Below are 21,638 nucleotides of genomic sequence, written 5' to 3'. Positions count from 1 at the left end.
CGCCATGACCAACGACATTGAACGGCACGCGCCGGATGTGTGGCGCAAAACCGCCGACGCGCTGCAACGGCAGGACATGGCCTCGATCGACACGTCCAAGGGCGTGAACAGGAACGGTGCGCCGTTGCTCGGCGACACGCGCGACCTGTTCCGTCCGAAGACCGGAGACATCCCCGCGCAGCCCGGCGTCTACAAATGGCGCGACGGCGAAGGCCGCGTGATCTACGTCGGCAAGGCCAAAAGCCTGCGCAACCGCCTGACCAACTATTTCCAACCGCTGTACCTCCTCCATCCGCGCACGCAGACGATGGTGCTCACCGCCCGCAGTCTCGAATGGACGGTGGTCGGCACCGAGCTTGAGGCCCTGACGCTCGAATACACATGGATCAAGGAGTTCGACCCGCGGTTCAACGTGCAGTTCCGCGACGACAAGACCTACCCGTACCTGGCGATTTCGGCAGGGGAAACATACCCACGCGTATGGGTGACGCGTAGTCGCAAACGGCGCGACAGCCGGTATTTCGGCCCGTACGCGAAGGTGTGGGAACTGCGCAAGTCGCTGGACAAGCTGCTGCGCACGTTCCCCGTACGCACCTGCACCGGCAGCGTGTTCCGCAAGGCCGAACTGACCGGGCGGCCCTGTCTGCTCGCCTCGATCGGCAAGTGCTCCGCACCATGCGTCCGCCGCGTCGACGCCAAGGAGCATCGACGCATGTGCGAACAGCTGGTCGGCGTGATGACCGGGCGACTCGGCAAATCGTATATCGCCCAGCTCACCCGCGACATGAAGGAGGCCAGCGCCGAGCTCGAGTTCGAGAAGGCCGCGCAGCTGCGCGACGAGATCCAGATGCTCGGCACCGTCATGCAGCAGAACGCGGTCGTGTTCGACCAGGATGTGGACGCCGACGTGTTCGGCATGGCATCTGACGAACTCGAGGCGTCGGTGCACGCGTTCTACGTGCGCGACGGGTCGATACGAGGGGAACGCAACTGGAGCGTCGAACGCGTGGAGGACATCAGCGACGCGGAACTGATCGCCGACCTCATCGTGCAGGTGTATGCCGGAGAGGATTCCATCGACGCCGGCGACGCCTCCACCAAGGTCGAGGAACGGCGCGAGGCGATCGGATCGACGCAATCGATGACCGCGACCGACGCGACGGCACGGGCGCAGGCGACCCGTGAACGCCATGAACGCCAGGAGCAGACCGGACGGGCCGATCTGCTCGCACCCATCTCCCCGGTTCCCCGCGAAGTGATCGTCCCAGTCGAGCCAGCTCGCCGCGGGGAGCTTGAATCATGGCTGTCCGGGTTGCGAGGCGCGGCCGTGACCATCCGTACCGCACAACGCGGCGAGAAGAAGACGCTGATGGACCGTGCGACGGACAACGCGAACCAGGCGCTGCAGCGCAGCAAGATGAGCCGCATCAGCGACATGGGAGCGCGGTCGGACGCCATGAACGACGTGGCCAAGGCACTGGGCCTCGCGCAGGCGCCGTTGCGCATCGAATGCTACGACATCTCGAACACCGTCGGAGGCGCGTTCCAGGTCGCCTCGATGGTGGTGTTCGAAGACGCGATCGCCAAGAAGTCCGAATATCGTCGCTTTGCCATCCGAGGCAAGGACGGCAATGGCGCGGTCGACGATCTGAGCGCCCTGTACGAAACGCTGACCAGACGGTTCAAACATGGCAACATCGCCGGAGACTCAGGCGAAAGCATGGACAACGAGCGTCGCGAACGCGAAGCGGCCGAAGCGACCGGCGAACACGGCGATATGGTCGAACCGGCATCCGACGGCAATCGCACGGCAGCCCAGATCGTGCAGCAGAACACGGACCGGAGGCGCTTCGCCTACAAGCCGAACCTGATCGTCGTCGACGGAGGCCAGCCGCAGGTGATGGCCGCGGCCAAGGCGCTTGCCGACTGCGGTGTGGACGACGTGGCGCTGTGCGGACTGGCCAAACGACTCGAAGAGGTGTGGGTGCCGGACGACGACTATCCGATCATCCTCAAACGCCAATCCCAAGGCATGTACCTGCTACAACGCGTGCGCGACGAATCCCACCGGTTCGCCATCACCTACCATCGGCAGACCCGGCGAAAAGGCGCGCTGCGATCCGCATTGGACGACATTCCCGGCATCGGCGCAACCTACCAAAAACGGCTGCTCGGCCACTTCGGATCGGTCCGCACCATGCGCGAGGCAAGCGTCGAGGAACTCGAACAGGTCAAGGGCGTCGGCCATGCCAAGGCCGACGCCATATACCGGGCATTGCACGCGCAGCCGCAACAGCAGTCGTCGAACGTCTGACCATGGATCGGGCACGGTGGACGGATGAGTACCGCATCGACCGTCCGTCGTCGCATACGCTAGGATGGGAACGGAACGAAGGAGGGGGTATGGTAGCCATCAATCGCTGCGCCGTGCTCGGCAAGCCCATCGCGCATTCGCTGTCGCCGGTGCTGCACAACGCCGCCTATCAGGCGCTGGGACTCGATGATTGGGAGTACGAGCGTCATGAGGTCGGCGAGGCCGATCTCGGCGATTTTCTGAACGGACTCGACCCGACGTGGCATGGCCTGAGCCTGACCATGCCGCTTAAAAAGACCATCCAGCCGTACGGCACTCCCAAGGATGCGTGGGCCGCGTCACTGCAAGTCGCCAACACGGCCGTATTCGACTGGTCGGCCGCCGCGAGCAACGACGGCCGACCGGCCATCTCGCTGTACAACACCGATGTGCCGGGAATCCTCTACGCCTTCGGGCACGCCTGTGACATCGACTCCGGACCGTCCCTGGAGGAGCGGGATCTCACCCACGCGGTCGTCATCGGCAACGGCAACACGGCCGCATCGGCGGTGAGCGCCGCCGCGGTCATGATCGCCGGCACCTCCTCGGCCTCCCGCGGCACGATCACCGTGGCCGCCCGGCACCCCGGCAAGAACCCCGATCTCGCCCGCATCGCAGCCGACAACGACACTGTCGACCTGCGCGAGACCACGTTGGACGCCATCGACGAAACCCTGCAGGACGCCGATATCGTCATCAGCACGATTCCCGGCCATGCGGCCGATGCGATCGCGCAGGCCATCGAAGCGGACGGCGCATTCCGTCCGCGAGGAATACTGTTGGACGTGGTCTATGATCCCCGGCCCAGCGCGCTTATTCGCGCATGGCGCGAACACGGCGCAATGGCGATGGGCGGCGAGGAGATGCTGCTGTACCAAGCCATTCTTCAGGTGCAACTCATGACCGGCCCCCAAGGCGAAACGGCCTTGAACGGGCGCGATTGGATGACGGCATTGGAACGGCCCATGCGCGAAGCGCTCGAGGAGGCATTGTGATGGATGAACAGGTACGGCAGGCGCCTGTCGCGATGACGGCGAACACGTCCGGCGACAGCGAACCGTCGCCGGCGGACGACTTCGAGGTGCTGCTCATCACCGGCATGTCCGGAGCGGGCCGATCGCACGCCGCGGACAGCGTCGAGGACATGGGCTGGTACGTGGTCGACAACATACCGCCGAAACTGCTGGTCCCGCTGGTCGACATGATGACCCAGGGCGGCGGACGGTCCGGCAGCGGCGTGCACAAGCTGGCCGCCGTGATCGACGTGCGTTCGCGCGAGTACTTCGACGACCTGTCCGCCGTGCTCAGCCACTTGGACGACCTTGGCGTCAAGACCCGCATCCTGTTCCTCGACGCCAGCAACGACGTGCTCATCAAACGTTACGAATCCGTGCGCCGTCCGCACCCGCTGCAGCACGGCAACCGTCTCATCGACGGCATCAAGGAGGAACGCGCCCTGCTCATGAACCTCAAGGAGCGGGCCGACGTCGTCATCGACACCTCAGCGCTGAGCATCCACCAGCTGTCCACCAAACTGTACGAGGCGCTGCTCGGCTCCGGGCCGAAGACGGTGACGGTGCACATCTTCAGCTTCGGCTTCAAATACGGCGTCCCGCTGGACGCCGATTTCGTGGCCGACGTTCGGTTCCTGCCGAACCCGTTCTGGGTGCCGAGCCTTCGCGAACTGACCGGACAGGACAAGCCGGTGGCCGATTACGTGCTCGGCAGCGAAGGCGCGACGGCATTCCTCGACGCCTACGAACAGGCCATCCTCGTCGCGCTGAAGGGCTATGCCCAGGAGGATAAGCATTTCGTGACCATCGCCATCGGCTGCACGGGAGGCCAGCACCGGTCCGTCGCCATGAGCGAAGCGTTGGCCGCCCGTCTGCGCGCGCACGGTCTTGCGGTCAGTGTCTCGGCACGCGAATTGCAGCGACGTCACGCCGAACGGTGATCTGCGGGGCGCATCGTCAATGACCACATGGCGAGAAAAGGTGGTCCAAAGTATGATTAAATGCGCTTGAGTTGTCCAAGTGGTCAGATATCACAGTAAGCCGATAACACGATGGTCCGTTGCCCAGGCGACAGGCCGACACGGCGAAGAGAACGGGAAGTAGGAGGTTGGCTCTTGGCTCTTCTGGATGACGTCAAAAGCGAACTCGCCGCAATCGACAACGAACTGCCTGCGGCCCGCAAGGCGCAGGTTACCGCGATGATTCGTTTCGGTGGCGGGTTGAGGCTCGTGCAACGGCAGATCATCGTGCAGGCTCAATTCGACTCCTTGGAAGCCGCCAAGTGGCTTCAGGACAATATCCGCGATCTGTACGGCCACGAGGCCGCATTGACGCAGGTTGCACGCCAGACGCCCACCGGCACCGTGCAGCGTTATCTTGTCCACGTCGATCGTGGCGGCGCGGCCCTTGCCCTGCAGACCGGCCTGCTCGACCGGCGCAAGCAGCTGGTCCGAGGGCTTCCGGCCGAGATCGTCAACGGCAACATCGCACAGGTCAAGGCGGCATGGCGTGGTGCGTTCCTCGCGCACGGCGGCCTGTCCGACCCGGGCAAGGCCAGCTATCTGGAAATCACCTGCCCGTGCAACGAGGCGGCCCTTGCCTTGGCCGGCGCCGCCCGTCGTCTGGGCATCAGCGCGAAGCCACGCCAGCTGCGCAGTTCCGAACGCGTGACGCTCAAGGACCCCGATGCGATCGAACGCATGCTCAACCTGATGGGGGCGCCGCGCTCGGCCCGTGAATGGACCGGCAAGCGTTCCGACGGCGAGGCGCGCGGCAAGGCCAATCGTCTGGCGAACTTCGACGACGCGAACATGCGTCGCAGCGCCAAGGCGGCCGCGGAGGCGAGCGAGAAGGTGCGCAAGGCGTTCGAGATCCTCGGCGACGACATTCCCGACAACCTCAAGGCGGCCGGTCAGCTCCGTCTCGACCACGGCGACGCCAGCCTTGAGGAACTGGGCCGTCTGGCCGATCCTCCCATCACCAAGGACGCGATCGCCGGACGCATCCGCCGTCTGCTGCAGCTGGCCGACAAAACCGCAAAGGCCAAGGGCATCAGCTTCTGATGCCGACCCGTCCTCGACGGGCGACCGATCCGCAAAACACCGCCTCGCTTCTTGCGAATGGCGGTGTTTTTGTTCGTTCGGCCTTGTATCATCGCTAATGGCGTATCCACGTCACCACTTTTCCCGTGGCCTGTTGCGCATGCTTCGGGCCGCGCGGTTAGGAAAGGATATTCATGAAGACACTCAAGGATCTTGGAGATCTCAAGGGCAAGCGCGTTCTGGTTCGCGCCGATTTCAACGTCCCGCTGGACGGCACCACGATCACCGATGATGGTCGTATCAAGGCCGCTCTGCCGACCATCAAGACGCTGCGCGAAGAAGGCGCGAAGGTCATCCTGATGGCCCACCTCGGCCGCCCGAAGGGCAAGGTCGTCCCCGAGCTGTCCCTGGCTCCGGTCGCCGCCCGCCTCGGCGAGCTGCTCGGCATCACCGTGCCGCTGGCCAAGGACACCTACGGCGAGGACGCCCAGGCCAAGGTCGCCGCCATGAACGACGGTGACGTGGTGCTGCTCGAGAACGTGCGCTTCAACCCGGAGGAGACCAGCAAGGAACCGGCCGAGCGCGCCGCCTACGCCAAGAAGATCGCCGCCCTCGGCGAGGCCTTCGTCTCCGACGGCTTCGGTGTCGTGCACCGTGCCCAGGGCTCCAACTACGACGTGGCCGCCGATCTGCCGGCCGCCGCGGGCCTGCTGGTCGAGAAGGAAGTCAAGGCCCTGTCCAAGGCCACCGAGAACCCGGAGCGCCCGTTCACCGTCGTGCTCGGCGGCTCCAAGGTCTCCGACAAGCTCGGCGTGATCGAGAACCTGCTCGACAAGGCCAACCGCCTCGTCATCGGCGGCGGCATGGTGTTCACCTTCCTCAAGGCCAAGGGCTACGAGGTCGGCACCTCCCTGCTTGAAGAGGATCAGCTCGACAAGGTCAAGGGCTACATCGAGACCGCCGAGAAGAACGGCGTCGAGCTCGTGCTGCCGACCGACATCGTCGTGAACCCGGGCTTCCCGAAGTCCGATGCCGACGTGGCTCCGGAAGTCGTTCCGGCCGACGCCATCCCGGCCGACAAGATGGGTCTCGACATCGGCCCGGAGTCCCAGAAGCTGTTCCACGACAAGATCGTGGACTCCAAGACCGTGGTGTGGAACGGCCCGATGGGCGTGTTCGAGATCGCCGCGTTCGCCGACGGCACCCGCGCCGTGGCGCAGGGCCTGGTCGATGCGACCAAGGCCGGCGCGTTCACCATCGTCGGCGGCGGCGACTCCGCCTCCGCGGTGCGCAACCTCGGCTTCCCGGAGGACGGCTTCTCGCACATCTCCACCGGTGGCGGCGCCTCCCTCGAGTTCCTTGAGGGCAAGGAGCTGCCGGGCCTGAAGGTGCTCGAGTAAGGTTTCACCCCTTCATGCATGTCAGGCTCCCCTCATCCGAGGGGAGCCTCTTTAGTCGTTAGGAGAATCACGGGTATGGCATCCAAGCGCATCCCGCTGGTGGCAGGCAACTGGAAGATGAACTTCGACCATCTCGAAGCCACCTATTTCGTGCAAAAGCTTGTCTGGCTGTTGCGTGACGCGCATTTCGACTACAAACGCTGCGAGATCGCGCTCATGCCGTCGTTCACGTCCATCCGCAGCGTGCAGGTGCTTGTCGAGGCCGACAACCTGAAGATCCGCTACGGCGCGCAATCCGTGTCGGTGACCACCCAGGGCGCGTTCACCGGCGACGTATCCGCCGACATGCTCGCCGCGCTCGGCTGCACCTACGTGATCGTCGGCCATTCCGAACGACGCAAATACCATCCCGAAGACGACGCGAACATCGTCGATCAGGTCCGTGCCGTGCTGGCCGCCGGCATGAGGCCGATCCTGTGCGTCGGCGAAAGCTACGAGGAACGCCGACAGGGCATCGAACTCGACTTCGCGGTCGGACAGGTCCATGACGTCACCCGCGACCTGTCCAGCGATCAGGCGGCCAAACTCATCGTCGCCTACGAACCGGTCTGGGCCATCGGCACCGGCATGGTCGCCACGCCGCAGACCGCGCAGGACGCCGCCAAGGCCATCAGGGACGATCTCGCCGCCACGTTCGACGCGGACGTCGCCGATGCCGTGCGCATCCTGTACGGCGGCTCCGTCTCGTCCAAGAACGCCGTCGAACTCATCGAGGAACCCGACGTTGACGGCTTCCTTATCGGAGGGGCCGCGCTCGACGCCGACGAACTGGCGAGAATCGCGCGACTGACCGTCAAAACGGTGGAATCGCAGCGCCGCTAAGCCTCGCCACCGTTATCTCCCATGTCTCGCGACCGCGCGAATACGGAACGACGCGGGAAATGTTCAAGCCCTTGCGCTATGGTATAGGGCAGTGTGATTTAGAACTGGAGGTTCTCATATGTCCGCTTGGGCCATCGTCAAGCTTGTGCTGCAGATCGTTGTCGTCATCTTCAGCCTGCTGCTCACCCTGCTCATCCTCATGCACAAGGGCAAGGGCGGCGGCCTGTCCGACATGTTCGGCGGCGGCCTGACCCAGAACGCTGGCTCCTCGGGCGTCGCCGAGAAGAACCTGAACCGTTGGACCGTCGTCATCGCCCTGCTGTGGGTGGCGATCATCATCGCCCTCGGCCTGATGACGAAGTTCAATCTGGTCTGATAGCCGGTACGACATTCAATGAGCCATGATCCTGATCGATCATGGCTCATTTTTTCGTGAAAGACAGCCAAGGAAAGGATCGATTCATGGTCACTGCAAACCGCAACCGCGTCGTCATCGTCGGCACCGGTCAGGTAGGCTCGACCGCCGCGTTCGGCATCGTCACGCACGGCCTGTGCAACGAGCTCGTGCTCATCGACCATTTCGCCGACAAGGCGCTGGGGGAGGCCCGCGATCTCGACGACGGCAGCGAGTTCCAGGACCGTCACGTCAAGGTGCGCGTCGGCGACTACTCCGACTGCAAGGACGCGGACATCGTCGTCATCACCGTAGGCCGCAAGCCGCCGGCGAACTCCAACCGCATGGCCGAACTCGGGTTCACGGTCGGACTGGTCGGCGACGTGGTCGACCGGGTCATGGCCTCCGGCTTCGACGGCGTGATCATCATGGTGTCCAACCCGGTCGACGTGATGGCCTGGTACGCATGGAAACGTTCCGGCCTGCCGCGCACGCAGGTGCTCGGCACCGGCACCGCGCTCGACACGTCGCGTCTCAAAACCATCATCGGCGAGGAGACGGGACTTGATCCGCGCAACGTGGGCGGATTCGTCATGGGCGAGCACGGCAACTCGCAGTTCGCCGCATGGTCGACCGTCTCGCTCGGCGGCAAGCCGTTCGCGAGATTCCTCGCCGACAACCAAAGCCGCTTCTCGTCCGTCTCCACCGCCGAGGTCGAGGAGAAGACGCGTCGCCGCGGCGACGAGATCGTCAAGGCCAAAGGAGGCACCAACTTCGGCATCGCATCCACCGTTGCCGGCATCGTGCAGACGATCCTGTGGGACGAACGCCGCATCGTACCCGTCTCTACGCTGCTCGACGGCGAATACGGCGAACATGACGTGTTCCTTGGCGTGCCCACCGAACTGCGTGCCAACGGTGCGAACGAGATCGTCGAACTCGGCCTGACCGACGACGAGCTTGCCAAACTGCATCGTTCGGCCGAAATCGTCCGAGAGCATTGCGAGGGACTGCTGTGAACGGCGATCGTCACGGATATCGGCTGGTCGTCGCCGATCTTGACGGCACGTTGCTGCACGACGGGCAGACGTTCGAGCAGCGATCCATCACCGACCGCTCCGTCGCGACGATCGAACGGATGCATGATGCCGGCATCAGGTTCGCGATCGCCACCGCACGCCCGGTCAGCACCGGACTCGCCTTCGCCGACAAACTGCCGGCCGACGCGGTCATATACCTGAACGGCGCCCTGATCGACTTCGACCCCGCGCATTCGGACTTCGACCTGCTCACCGGCAAACGGCCGGCCAAGGAAGGCCACCTTGCGAAGATCGGCTTCCCGTCCGCCCGCGCCTGCGAGGTGTGCCGCGACTTCCTGCGCGAACTGCCGGGACTCAAGATCGGCATCGTGATGGACGACGTGCGGTACACGAACTTCGACGTCAGCGTCTACTGGAAGACGCAGACGTGGCGCTACACCGATTTTTCGGACGGCGACATCCCGGCCGGCATCGCCGACAAGATCATCGTCTTCCCCGACGACGAGCAGTGGAAACGGCTGGAGACGCTGGTGCCGGACGATTTCGACGTGCACATCTCCGAAGGCACGATGTGGATGCTCATGAGCCCCGAGGCCAACAAGGAGCATGCGCTGCGCATCGTGTGCGACCGGCTGGGCGTGCCGCTGGAGCACACCGTCACGTTCGGCGACGACGTGATCGACATCGCGATGATGCAGGAGTCCGGTCTGGGCGTGGCCGTGGCGAATGCGAATCCGAAAGTGCTCGACATCGCGGACGAGATATGCCCGTGCAACAACGAGGACGGCGTCGCGCAGTGGATCGAGACGAACCTGTCGTGACGGCACGGGTCGGCGTGACGCCGGCATGATGCGCACGGTTTGCGTTCCACGTAACGGAATCGTGCGCATCGCCCGCAGCGGGCGCACGCTAACCTGTTGTGCGTAACGTACCGCACGCAAAACACAGGAGTGAATATGTCGCTGGCCATTCGAGTCATCCCATGCTTGGACGTCGATGCTGGACGCGTGGTCAAAGGCGTGCATTTCGAAAACCTGCGCGACGCCGGCGACCCGGTCGAATTGGCCGCCGAATACTACCGGCAGGGCGCCGATGAGCTGACGTTCCTCGACGTGACCGCATCCAGCTCGCACCGGCAGACCATGATCGACGTGGTGGCCCGCACCGCCGAGCAGATCTTCATCCCGCTCACCGTCGGAGGCGGCGTACGCACGCCGGAAGACGTGGATTCCCTGCTGCGCTGCGGCGCGGACAAGGTCGGCGTGAACACCGCCGCGATCAACGATCCGTCGCTGATCAGCCGCGTCGCCGACCGATTCGGCAATCAGGTGCTCGTGCTGTCCGTCGACGCCCGGCGCGAACGCGGAGAACAGCACACACAGTCCGGATTCGAGGTGACCACGATGGGCGGCCGCAAGTCGACCGGCATCGACGCGATCTGGTGGGTCAAGCGGGCCGAGGAGCTTGGCGCGGGGGAGATCCTGCTCAACTCGATGGATGCGGACGGCACGCAACAGGGATTCGATCTTGAGATGATTCGAGCCGTGCGCAAGGAAGTGAAGATCCCGATCATCGCGTCGGGCGGCGCCGGCAAGGCGGCCGATTTTCCGCCGGCGATCGAGGCCGGGGCCGACGCGGTGCTCGCCGCATCGATCTTCCACTACGGCAAGGTCACCATCGGCGAGGTCAAGGACGAACTGCGTCGCGCCGGCTATACGGTACGCTGACTCTTCCGCCGCACCGTCAACGTCATCGATCAGACAATGCTTATCCAGACAGGAAGCAAGAGGGATATATCAGTCATGGAATACGACAACAGCGCGACGCTCGACCCACGCATCGCGGCACGACTCAAACGGGACACCAAAGGATTGGTCGCCGCGGTCATCCAGCAGTACGACACGCATGAGGTGCTGATGGTCGGCTATATGAACGACGAGGCGCTGCGCCGCACGCTCACCACCGGCAGGGTCACGTTCTGGTCGCGTTCGCGGCAGGAATACTGGCGCAAGGGAGATACGTCCGGTCATGTGCAGTACGTGAAGTCCGTGTCGCTCGACTGCGACGGCGATGCGCTGCTCGTCGAGGTCGATCAGGTGGGGGCCGCGTGCCACACCGGCAAGCGCAGCTGCTTCCTCGAAGGAGGCCCGCTGCCGTGCGTCGAAGGACATCGCACGGCAGCGCAGGAGGATGGCGCAAGCGTAACGGGAGAACAGGAGGATCAGGCATGAGCGAGTGCAGCGTCGAACATCTGACATGGGGCGCGACATGGCCGAGCCGCGAACAGTTCCACGAACTGGCCGACGAAGGCTACCGCGTAATCCCGATCGTGCGGCGGCTGCTCGCCGACTCGCTTACGCCGGTCGGATTCTATGAGCGTCTCGCCGGGGGACGAACCGGCACGTTCATCCTCGAATCGGCCGAATACGGCGGCACCTGGAGCCGCTACAGCTTCATCGGCGTGCATTCGATGGCCCAGTTGCGATCCAATAACGGCAAGGCGGACTGGCTGGGCACCGTGCCGGCCGGCGTGCCGACGACCGGCGACGTGATCGAGGTCGCGCACGCCGCGCTGAAGACGCTCAAGGCGCCGCACGTGGCCGGTCTGCCGAACCTGACCAGCGGCCTGGTCGGCACGGTAGGCTGGGACGCGATCCGCCACTGGGAGCCGACGCTGCGCGCCGAGGCCCCGAACGAAACCGGCCAGCCGGAGACGGTGCTCGCGCTGGCGACCGACATCGCCGTGGTCGACCACGTGTCCGGCTCGGTATGGCTCATCGCGAACGCCGTGAACGTGGACGACAAGCCGACCCGTGCCGACGCCGCCTACAACGAGGCCGTCGCCCGACTCGACCAGATGCAGCGCGACGCGGCCACCCCGGTCGACGGCGAATCTCGCGTGAACGTCCTCGACGAGCGGGCCGCGCAGCCCGAACTGCGGTTCCGCACCGAGAAAAGCCATTACGAGCAGGCCGTCGAAGCCGCCAAACGGCACATCGTCGACGGCGACGTGTTCCAGGTCGTCATCTCGCAACGACTCGATATCGACTCGCCGGCCGACCCGTTCGACGTGTACCGTGTGCTGCGCACGCTCAACCCGAGCCCGTACATGTACTTCATGGCGCTTACCGACGCCGAGGGCCGCGACTTCAACGTGATCGGCTCCAGCCCGGAAACGCTGATCAAGGTCGACAACGGCCATGCGATGACGTTCCCGATCGCCGGCTCCCGGCCGCGCGGCGCGACCCCGGAGGAAGACGCGCGTCTCGCCAAGGAGCTGCTCGCCGATCCGAAGGAACGCAGCGAGCACATCATGCTCGTCGACCTCGCCCGCAACGATCTGAGCCGCGTGTGCGACCCGACCACCGTCGAAGTGGTCTCGCTCATGGACATCAAGCGGTTCAGCCACATCATGCACATCTGCTCGACCGTCACCGGACGTGTGGACCCGCATCTGACCGCGTTCGACGTGTTCACATCGGCGTTCCCGGCCGGCACACTGTCAGGCGCGCCCAAGCCGCGTGCGATCGAGATCATCGACGAGCTGGAACCGGCCGACCGCGGCATCTACGGCGGCACCGTCGGCTACTTCGACTTCTCCGGCAACCTCGACATGGCCATCGCGATCCGCACCGCATTCATCCGCGACCACGAGGCGAGCGTGCAGGCCGGCGCCGGCATCGTGCTCGACTCCGTGCCCGCGACCGAATGGCAGGAGACGCGCAACAAGGCCGAAGCCAGCGTCGAAGCGGTGAAAATCGCCGCACAGCTGCGCGAACTGTAACGCCGACCGGTACGGCCATTCCGATCGGCATGCTGCGCCTACCGTTATCCGTAGGCGCGGCATGCCGTTTCCCGTCGCCGATAGCCTGATTCGGCGATACCCATACGCACGCGATATCGTACCGATCATCGTTTTGTTCATCAACTATTCACAGACACCCCCGTTATCGCGTGCCATCTGACTGTTTTTCGGTTAAACTGTTCTTCAGTTTTGTTCATTTCTCGAAAGGATACGTAGTGAACGACGTGTTCGATCTGTCCGCGCAGAAAATGCACGATCATGGCATGAGCGACGTGGCGATTGCCCAGTTCAAGCGCCTGTACGACGTATGGCGCAACGAGGAGGCCAGCAGCTGGATTCGCGAATCCGACGTTGAGCCGCTGACCGACGTGCCGAGCTTCCACGACGTATACGAGACGATCGACCACGACAAGGCCATCGACGCGTTCGCCAAAACCGCGTTCCTCAAGCTCAACGGCGGCCTCGGCACCTCGATGGGTCTGGAATGTGCGAAGTCGCTGCTGCCCGTGCGCCGTCACAAGGCCAAGCAGGTCCGCTTCATCGACATCATCCTCGGCCAGGTGCTCACCACGCGCACGCGCATGGGCGTGCCGCTGCCGCTGACGCTGATGAACTCGTTCCGCACCTCCACCGACACCATGAAGGTGATCCACCGCAACCGCAAGTTCCACCAGGAAGACATTCCCGTGGAGATCGTGCAGCATCAGGAACCGAAGATCGTCGCCGCAACCGGCGAACCGGCCTCGTATCCCGAGAATCCGGAACTCGAATGGTGCCCGCCGGGACACGGCGACCTGTTCTCCACGATCTGGGAATCCGGTCTGCTCGACAAGCTCGAGGAACACGGTTTCAAGTACCTGTTCATCTCCAATTCCGACAATCTGGGTGCCCGCCCGTCGCGTACGCTGGCACAGCATTTCGAGAACACCGGCGCGCCGTTCATGATCGAGGTCGCCACACGAACCTACGCCGACCGTAAGGGCGGCCACATCGTGCGCGACAAGGCCACCGGCCGTCTCGTGCTGCGTGAGATGAGCCAGGTCCACCCCGATGACAAGTCCGCGGCTCAGGATATCCACAAGCACCCGTATTTCAATACGAATAGCCTGTGGATTCGCGTGGACGCGCTCAAGGCCAAGCTCGCCGAATACAACGGCGTGCTGCCGCTGCCGGTGATCCGCAACCACAAGACCGTCGATCCGACCAATCCTGATTCGACCCCCGTCATCCAGTTGGAAACGGCGATGGGCGCGGCGGTGAGCCTGTTCGACGGTGCGATCTGCGTGCAGGTCGACCGCATGCGCTTCCTGCCGGTCAAGACGACCGACGATCTGTTCATCATGCGTTCCGATCGATTCCATCTGACGGACTCGTACGAGATGGAGGACGGCAACTACATCTTCCCGAACGTAACGCTCGATCCGCGCTACTACAAGACCATCGCCGACTTCGACGAACGGTTCCCGTACGGCGTGCCGTCGCTGGCCGCGGCCAATTCCGTCACCATCGACGGAGACTGGACGTTCGGCCGCGATGTGATCCTGTTCTCGGATGCGAAGCTCACCGATCAGGGGGAGCCGAGCTACGTGCCGAACGGCGAATACGTTGGACCGCAAGGCATCGAACCGGACGACTGGGTGTGATCGGGGGATTATCTCGGTAGGCTGATAGGAAAAAGACCCGTTTTTTTTCGGGAAAATGACGCCATCGCCGAAAATTGCCTCTAATATAGAGTGAGGTGTTGCCATTACGGCGGCACACTTATAACGAAACGTTAACGATACGTGAGGACTAATGGCAGAGGGAACCAACGGAAGGCGGCGTTTTTCTGACAAGTGGGGCAAGCATGAGCTCGACGTACTGGCTGTGTTGTCATCCGCGTTTCCGCAATGGCTTACCTCCCGTCAGATCGCGCAGCGTGTGAAGGCGTACGCGGATTCGTATGGCGAGCTTGCGGATCAGGCGGCCAAGGCGGCATTCGCCAAGCAGTTCCAGCGTGACCGCGCCAAGCTGGCGGCGATGGGCATCGCCATCGAATCGCGGCAACCGGAGTATTCATCCAAGTCCGAAGGTCAGGATTTCGCGTCCTACCGTCTTCAGCTTGGCGACGAACCGCGTATTCGTCTGCACTTCGAGCAGGAGGACCTGCCGGTGTTGGCGGCGGCGAACTACCTCGCCCGTTCCATCTCCGTGTCTTCGACATCCGCCAAGCAGGAGCAGCAGGCTCAGCATGCTTCGCGTACCACGCCTCGTGTGCCGCAGACCCCGATTCCCGGCCTTGGCCTCGATTCGATCGCGCCAGGCCTGGGCACACAGACCATTCCGGAGACGCTGGTCAAGGTGATCGATTCCCGTCGGTTCGCCGCGACCGCGGACGTCGACGGGGAGCATATCAACGTCGCGTACACCGATTCTGACGATCTGGCGATGTTCGTGCTCGAGCATCCCGGTGCCTACGTGGTCAGCCCGCCCGAAGCGGTGGCCGCGTTCCACCGTCGCCTCGACGCCGCCACGCAGTTCGTGCTCGCCGACGAATCGTCCGGCGACAACAGCGCCACGGTCGTCACTTCGGCGATCAGCAGCCATCATGACCGTTCCGCGACGGACGACGATGACGATCCCGAGCTGTCGAAGGCGCACCAGAAGAAGAGCGCCTCGTTCCAGACCGGCAGCGAGGTCGACCGTCGTCTGCGCCTCATGCTGTTCCTGTCCGCGCATCTCGGCGAGGAATACTCGCTCGCCGAACTCGCCGAACGCTTCATCGGCAAGGCGAAGAGCGAGGACGAGCTCAAGAAGTTCGTGAACGTGATCCACAAGGACATCAACACGCTCACCACCGTGTCCGATGACGGCGAGATGGCCGGAAGCCAGTTCTTCGACATCGACTGGTCGCTGCTTGACGCCGAAGGCATCGTCTCGGCCACGAACTCGCTTGGCTTGGAGCGTCTTGCCGGCATTTCGCCGCAGTATCTGAGCCTGTTGACCGCGTCGGTGAGCTATTTGGCACATTCGCCGTTGCTGCCCGAAGAGCAGCGCGATCAGGCGCGCTCGTTGTACGAACGGCTGCACGCGCATGTCGTGCCGGGGGAGACCCCGTGGCTGAGCCTGACCGGATACGAGCTTGAACCGCGCAGCTTCTCCGCGGTCAAACGTGCGATCTCCACCGACTCGCTGCTTGACATGGAATACACGGACGGTGCGGGCCGCACCCGCCGCAAGCTCGTCGCGCCGGCGAAGATCTTCGTGGACGAAGGCGTGTACTATGCGGCCGTATGGACCGACGTCGCTGATGTCGCGCCGAAGGACAAGCAGCATCTAGTGGTCAAGGACACGCGCATCAACAAGGCGAACGGCAAGCCGCGCATCTGGCAGGTGCTGCGCCTCGCCCGCATCGAACGTACCGAACTGGTCAAGCCGACCAAGCCGATCAGCATTCCCGACGTGCCGGTCAACGAACTGCGCAAGTGGAGCTTCGACAACGGCACCGCCGCGGTGTTCATCACCGATCAGCCGGATCTGTCGTTCCCCAAGACGCTGTCCGGCGCCACCGTCGAACCGTACGGCGACGGACAGAAGGTGCATCTGACCGTGTCGTCCGACTCGTGGTTCGTGGCGTTCTGCATCGCGCACGCCCGCCACATCACCGCGGTGGCGCCCGAGACGTTGCGTACGATGATCGTGGCCCGTGCACAGCGCGAACTCAGCGTCAGCCAGCACGACAGCGAAGCATCCGGCGAGTAGCCGTATCGGAACCGCGTAGCGGACAGGTGAAGGAGAGGAACCATGCCTTGGTGGATCTGGCTGCTGCTGGCACTGTTCATGATCGCCATGATCATCGCCGGCGTGGCTTATGCCGTCATCCATGCGATGCGCGGCATTCGTAACGTCAGTGGCGTCGGCGCGCGTATCGGCGAATTGCTGAACGCCATGCAGGAGCAGGAACCGTCTGCCGATGCCCCGCAGACCCCATCCTTCGCCGAACCGCTGACCGAAGTCGCCGACCGATACGCCACGGCGCATGCCCGAGTCGTGGAACGACAGGCGGCCAAGCGCGAACGTCACGTCCGTCAGTGGGCGGAATGGAACAACAAGTAGGATCATGCCGCGTCATCATCGCAATTCCCGTACCGATTCCACGGTTTCTCCGTCTCCTGCGCAACGCTATGCCGCCTTCCAGAAGACCAAGGCACAGGCTCGGTCATTGGCCACGAGGTTCGCGGCGACACTGCCGTTCGAGATCGACGATTTCCAGCGCGAGGCGAACGAGGCCTTGGAGGCCGGACGTAACGTGCTCGTCGCCGCGCCGACCGGTGCCGGCAAGACCGTCGTCGCCGATTTCGCCATGTATCTGGCGCAGGAACGCAACGTCAAAGCGTTCTACACCACGCCGATCAAGGCGCTGAGCAACCAGAAGTACCATGATCTCGTGGCCGTGTACGGCCCCGACAAGGTCGGTCTGCTCACCGGCGACACCTCCATCAACTCCGAAGCCGACATCGTGGTCATGACCACGGAAGTGCTGCGCAACATGCTCTACGAGCATTCGACCACGCTCACCGCACTCGGCTACGTGATCCTCGACGAGGTGCATTACCTCGCCGACCGGTTCCGCGGACCGGTATGGGAGGAAGTCATCATCCACCTGCCGCAATCCGTGCGCATCATCGGACTGTCGGCCACCGTGTCGAACGTCGAGGATTTCTCGCAGTGGATCACCTCGGTACGCGGCGAGACCACGCTGGTCGTCTCCGAAACGCGTCCGGTGCCGCTCGAACAGCATGTGCTGGTTCAGGCCGACGACCATACCGAGCCGGAACTTATCGACCTGTATCAACACGACGAATACGGCCGGCAGACCACCAAGCTCAACGCCGAACTCGTCAACCGGCTCGATCAGCTCGACCGCAGGGCCGCGCGCCGACGTGGCGAGGAGCGACCAACCAAACGCGGCGGCAAGAACGGCCGGGGGCGAGTTGGCGCGAACGGACGACCGGAACGGGGCAAGCCGGAACGCCATACTCCCAAACGCTGGGCGGTCGTCGATGAGCTCAACTATCTCGATATGCTGCCCGGTATCTACTTCATCTTCTCGCGCAACGGTTGCGATCAGGCGGTCGAACAGTGCATCAACGCCGGGCTGGAACTGACCACCGAGGACGAGGTGCGTCGCATCCGCCGCATCGTCGACGAGATGGTCGAGGGCCAGTTGTCGCAGACCGATCTCAAAGCGCTCGGCTTCTCGAAGTTCCGATTCGCGCTTGAAGAGGGGTTCGCCTCGCATCACGCGGGCATGGTCGCCCTGTTCCGTCAGATCGTCGAGCGACTGTTCGAAGAGGGCTTGGTCAAGATGGTGTTCGCCACCGAGACGCTGGCGCTGGGCATCAACATGCCGGCACGATGCGTGGTGGTCGAAAAACTCGAGAAATTCGACGGCACCGGGCATGTGCAGCTCACGCCGGGGGAGTTCACCCAGCTGACCGGCCGCGCGGGGCGTCGAGGCATCGACACCATCGGGCACGCCATCGTCGTGGACCATCGCGGGTTCATCCCGGCCACGGCCGCTGCATTGTCCAGCAAACGCGTCTACCCGTTGCACTCGAGCTTCCGTCCGACGTTCAACATGGCCGTCAACCTGCTCAATTCCAGCGATTACGAAACGGCACGCGTCACGCTTGACCACTCGTTCGCGCAGTGGGAGGCCAACGAGTCGGCATGGCAGCTCGAATCGCAGATCGATACGCTGGAGAAGGCCCTCACCGGCTACGAGCAGGCATTCGTGTGCGATCACGGCGATTTCAAGGATTTCATGACGATCCGCATGAAACTGTCCGATCTGGAGAAGGCCGGACGACGCAAACTCAAGCAGACGTCGTTCCGTACCGACAAGCAGCGGTCGGCCGCGTTCCGCGAACTCGACCGGCAGATCGCCGAACTCAAAGAAGCCGATCGCGAGCATCCGTGCCGCAGTTGCCCCGATCTGCAGCAGCATCTCAAGTGGGGACATCGCTGGGCGCGCGAGACGCGCGAATTGGAGCGGGTGCGGGATCGGTACGATTCACGCACCGGTTCGGTCGCGCGGCAGTTCGATCGTATCTGCGACATCCTGTACCGTTTGGGATATCTCGAGCGGGAGAACAGTCCGGCTGTCGCATCGGTCGATGCCGGCAACGGTACCGACCGTACGGCAGTGGATACCCGTCTTGGATACCGGCTGACCGAACGCGGCCAATTGCTGCGTCGCCTGTACAGCGAACAGGATCTCGTGCTCGCGCAGGCGATCTGCGCCGGCACGTTCGACATGTTGCCGCCACAGTGTCTCGCATCCGTATTGTCGTCGCTGATCTACGAGGCGCGTCGGGGCGGCGGGGGAGAGCCACGCTACTACCCGGGCGGATCGCAAGGACCGGTCGCATGGACGGCGCAGGAGTTGCGTGGCATCCACGGCGAGATTCGCATCGAATGCGAGGATGCCGGGCTGGACGCGCCGGCCCAGCTCGATTTCGGCATCGCCGACATCATGTACGAGTGGGCGGATGGTGAGGAACTCGCGTCGATCCTGCGCGGCACCGAATTGACCGGCGGCGATTTCGTGCGCAACGCGAAACGTCTGGCGGACGTGCTGCAGCAGATCGCTACCGCCGCGCCGTTGCTGGGCGAGAAGGGCGAGAAGCTGGCCCGCACCGCGCATGAGGCGGCGGACCAGGTCAACCGCGGCATCGTCTCATATTCCGGCGTGGACTAAACGGTGAATCATGGTCGCCGGATTGCGTGGCAACGGGAATAGAACGCCCGTCCCAACTGTTCGATAACGTAGTACGGATTGTGATATAAGGAGGAACTCATGGCGGAACGTAGCCTCAGAGGCATGAGCATCGGCGCGAAATCGCTGGAATCCGACGAGAACGTCGATTTCGCGGCTCGTACGGAGGTGGCGTACATCTGTCCGAAAGGTCATCGTACGATCCTGCCGTTCGCCGACGGAGCGGAGATCCCCGAGGAATGGGAGTGCCGTTGCGGCGCCACCGCGCATCGCGAGGGCGACGGCGACCAGGAACCGGACGAGATCACCAAGCCGACCCGCACCCACTGGGACATGCTGCTCGAGCGCCGCAGCGAGGAGGAACTCAAGACCCTGCTCGACAAGCGTCTGCAGATGCACCGCGAGGGATGGATTCCCGACTACGAGTGATGCGTGCCGTCGTTCCGCCGGTTTCATCCGCGGAGCTGAACAACACGTGAACTGATGCCCGGTCATGATGGCCGGGCATAATTGTATGCGTTTGCAATCGTCGGCATCGCGCTTGTTGCCGAACACAGGGGAGAGACGAATATGACCCAGAACCATCCGTTGAACGTCGTGCTGCTTGATCTGGACGGCACGCTCACGCAATCCCACTTCGGCATCATCGCCTGCGTCGTCAAGGCGTTCGAAGGACTGGGATTGCCCGTGCCGGATGATGACGAGCTGCATCGGTTCATCGGACCGGCCATCATTGAATCGTTCAAACGCAATCATATCCCGGATGACAAGCTGGACGAAGCCGTGCGCATCTACCGCGAATACTATGCCGACAAGGCCGTGTTCGACGATCCGAACGATCCGGGCCATCTGGTGCCGGGCCGTCTGTACAACCGCGTGTACGACGGCATCCCCGAACAGCTCGCGGCGCTGCGCAAGGCCGGATATTACCTCGCCATCGCCACATGCAAGCCCGAATACCAGGCAGTGCCGATCTGCGATCACTTCGGCCTGACCGGCATGGTCGACGGCGTGTATGGCGCCAGCCGAGACAATTCGCGACTTGATAAAGACCAGGTGATCCGGTATGCGTTCGACCGCATCGGATTCGACGCCGCGGCCGGCGACCGTGCGTTGATGGTCGGCGACCGTTGGACCGACGCGGACGGCGCATCGGCATGTGGCTTGGATTGCCTTGGATGCGGCTGGGGATATTCCGAACCCGGCGAACTCGCGCAGCACGGTTGCTACCGAAGCATCGACACCGTGGCCGAATTGTCCGGTGCGGTCGAGGAATATTTCGGCTGATTGATTGACTGAAATATAATTTGTTGCGTTCGTGGCCGTACGATCGATCTGCGGTATCTGATATATGTGCGGCTGCGAACGCGTGTGTATCAGATTGTTGTGGATGAGCATTGTTGGAGTGGAATATGCACGGGATGGATTCTAAGTGATAGTGTGCAACACCTGTGTTGCTGGTTGGATTTGTTTGTGTAATCGTATCATTTTGCGTCGAGCAGGTCGAGAATGACATCGGACTTTCGGAACCCGAGTGTCTTCCTCGGCCGGTCGTTCATCTCCTCTGCGGCTGCGTTCAGACAGGCCTGCGAGTATCCGCTCGGGTCGGTGACCTTCGGGAAGTCCTGGCGCCTATTCGTGTTCTCGTTCGTGTCCCGCTGTCACGAGGAGTGCGGATCACAGAAAGTACACGTTCATGTCCAGGGCGGTCGAGATGCGCCTGTAGCACGAGCTCGGATCCTTGGTCCACGTCAGCGAGTTTCTCAGGTGCCTGGACAGATGTCGCATCTGGTAGATAATCACCCTGCTGGACGTGTTCCTCGTCATGTCAGTGCGGCAGGGTAGTGCCCGAGATCTTGCGCACTTTGGTCTTCGTCCGTCCCTGTGACGATGATCAGTTCGCTGCTGGTACGGTCTCACCGAGTCGGGACATGTCGAGGTAGCGTCGT

General features: G+C 63.3%; 18 protein-coding genes and 1 pseudogene. 18 read left to right on the top strand and 1 reads right to left on the bottom strand.

What is annotated here, in order from left to right; genetic code table 11:
- Positions 1-4 precede the first annotated feature (4 nt).
- The 18 genes from uvrC (at position 5) to AC1A0G_RS03850 (ending at position 20,976) form a co-directional block, all read left to right on the top strand.
- Positions 5-2,314 (top strand): excinuclease ABC subunit UvrC, encoded by a 2,310-nt coding sequence (gene uvrC, locus AC1A0G_RS03935; protein WP_476527684.1) that lies wholly within the window; start codon positions 5-7, stop codon positions 2,312-2,314.
- Positions 2,315-2,403: 89 nt separating this feature from the next.
- Positions 2,404-3,348, top strand: a complete 945-nt coding sequence (locus AC1A0G_RS03930; RefSeq protein ID WP_476527682.1) for a shikimate dehydrogenase family protein — start codon at positions 2,404-2,406, stop codon at positions 3,346-3,348.
- 32 nt (positions 3,349-3,380) lie between these two features.
- Entirely contained in the window at positions 3,381-4,307 is a 927-nt protein-coding gene (rapZ, locus tag AC1A0G_RS03925) for an RNase adapter RapZ (RefSeq protein ID WP_476527875.1), read from the top strand.
- Between the two features lie 174 nt (positions 4,308-4,481).
- Positions 4,482-5,429: a DNA-binding protein WhiA gene (whiA, locus tag AC1A0G_RS03920; RefSeq protein ID WP_476527680.1), complete on the top strand. Its 948-nt coding sequence runs from the start codon at positions 4,482-4,484 to the stop codon at positions 5,427-5,429.
- 173 nt (positions 5,430-5,602) lie between these two features.
- On the top strand, positions 5,603-6,808 hold the full coding sequence (locus AC1A0G_RS03915; protein ID WP_476527678.1) for a phosphoglycerate kinase: 1,206 nt from the start codon (positions 5,603-5,605) through the stop codon (positions 6,806-6,808).
- Between the two features lie 75 nt (positions 6,809-6,883).
- Positions 6,884-7,690, top strand: coding sequence for a triose-phosphate isomerase (gene tpiA / locus AC1A0G_RS03910; protein ID WP_476527676.1), 807 nt, complete (start codon positions 6,884-6,886; stop codon positions 7,688-7,690).
- 118 nt (positions 7,691-7,808) lie between these two features.
- The gene (gene secG / locus AC1A0G_RS03905) at positions 7,809-8,066 is read left to right on the top strand and encodes a preprotein translocase subunit SecG (RefSeq protein ID WP_476527674.1); all 258 of its coding nucleotides are present in this window, start codon (positions 7,809-7,811) and stop codon (positions 8,064-8,066) included.
- Between the two features lie 86 nt (positions 8,067-8,152).
- Entirely contained in the window at positions 8,153-9,103 is a 951-nt protein-coding gene (locus AC1A0G_RS03900) for an L-lactate dehydrogenase (RefSeq protein WP_476527672.1), read from the top strand.
- Entirely contained in the window at positions 9,100-9,945 is an 846-nt protein-coding gene (locus AC1A0G_RS03895) for an HAD family hydrolase (RefSeq protein WP_476527671.1), read from the top strand. The genes AC1A0G_RS03900 and AC1A0G_RS03895 overlap by 4 nt, the downstream gene beginning before the upstream one ends.
- Positions 9,946-10,080: 135 nt before the next feature.
- Positions 10,081-10,851: an imidazole glycerol phosphate synthase subunit HisF gene (gene hisF / locus AC1A0G_RS03890; RefSeq protein ID WP_476527668.1), complete on the top strand. Its 771-nt coding sequence runs from the start codon at positions 10,081-10,083 to the stop codon at positions 10,849-10,851.
- Positions 10,852-10,926: 75 nt separating this feature from the next.
- Entirely contained in the window at positions 10,927-11,355 is a 429-nt protein-coding gene (gene hisI / locus AC1A0G_RS03885) for a phosphoribosyl-AMP cyclohydrolase (RefSeq protein WP_476527666.1), read from the top strand.
- On the top strand, positions 11,352-12,908 hold the full coding sequence (locus AC1A0G_RS03880; RefSeq protein WP_476527664.1) for an anthranilate synthase component I: 1,557 nt from the start codon (positions 11,352-11,354) through the stop codon (positions 12,906-12,908). The genes hisI and AC1A0G_RS03880 overlap by 4 nt, the downstream gene beginning before the upstream one ends.
- 269 nt (positions 12,909-13,177) lie before the next feature.
- Positions 13,178-14,572 carry a UTP--glucose-1-phosphate uridylyltransferase gene (locus tag AC1A0G_RS03875; RefSeq protein ID WP_476527873.1) on the top strand — a complete coding sequence of 465 codons (1,395 nt, stop codon included), beginning with the start codon at positions 13,178-13,180 and terminating at the stop codon, positions 14,570-14,572.
- A 151-nt stretch (positions 14,573-14,723) separates the two neighbouring features.
- Positions 14,724-16,670 (top strand): helix-turn-helix transcriptional regulator, encoded by a 1,947-nt coding sequence (locus AC1A0G_RS03870; protein WP_476527663.1) that lies wholly within the window; start codon positions 14,724-14,726, stop codon positions 16,668-16,670.
- Positions 16,671-16,712: 42 nt separating this feature from the next.
- The gene (locus AC1A0G_RS03865) at positions 16,713-17,024 is read left to right on the top strand and encodes a hypothetical protein (protein ID WP_476527661.1); all 312 of its coding nucleotides are present in this window, start codon (positions 16,713-16,715) and stop codon (positions 17,022-17,024) included.
- A 4-nt stretch (positions 17,025-17,028) separates the two neighbouring features.
- On the top strand, positions 17,029-19,671 hold the full coding sequence (locus AC1A0G_RS03860) for a DEAD/DEAH box helicase (protein WP_476527660.1): 2,643 nt from the start codon (positions 17,029-17,031) through the stop codon (positions 19,669-19,671).
- A 99-nt stretch (positions 19,672-19,770) separates the two neighbouring features.
- Positions 19,771-20,118, top strand: a complete 348-nt coding sequence (locus AC1A0G_RS03855; RefSeq protein ID WP_476527658.1) for an RNA polymerase-binding protein RbpA — start codon at positions 19,771-19,773, stop codon at positions 20,116-20,118.
- Between the two features lie 141 nt (positions 20,119-20,259).
- Positions 20,260-20,976 (top strand): HAD hydrolase-like protein, encoded by a 717-nt coding sequence (locus tag AC1A0G_RS03850; protein ID WP_476527656.1) that lies wholly within the window; start codon positions 20,260-20,262, stop codon positions 20,974-20,976.
- A 197-nt stretch (positions 20,977-21,173) separates the two neighbouring features.
- On the opposite strand, the pseudogene AC1A0G_RS03845 reads toward AC1A0G_RS03850, so the two are convergent.
- Positions 21,174-21,517 (bottom strand): annotated as a pseudogene (locus AC1A0G_RS03845) (transposase); the annotation flags it as partial.
- Between the last annotated feature and the right edge of the window lie 121 nt (positions 21,518-21,638).

It is taken from the genome of Bifidobacterium sp. LH_230 (assembly GCF_056357555.1).
This window is presented reverse-complemented; position numbering and strand designations above follow the sequence as displayed.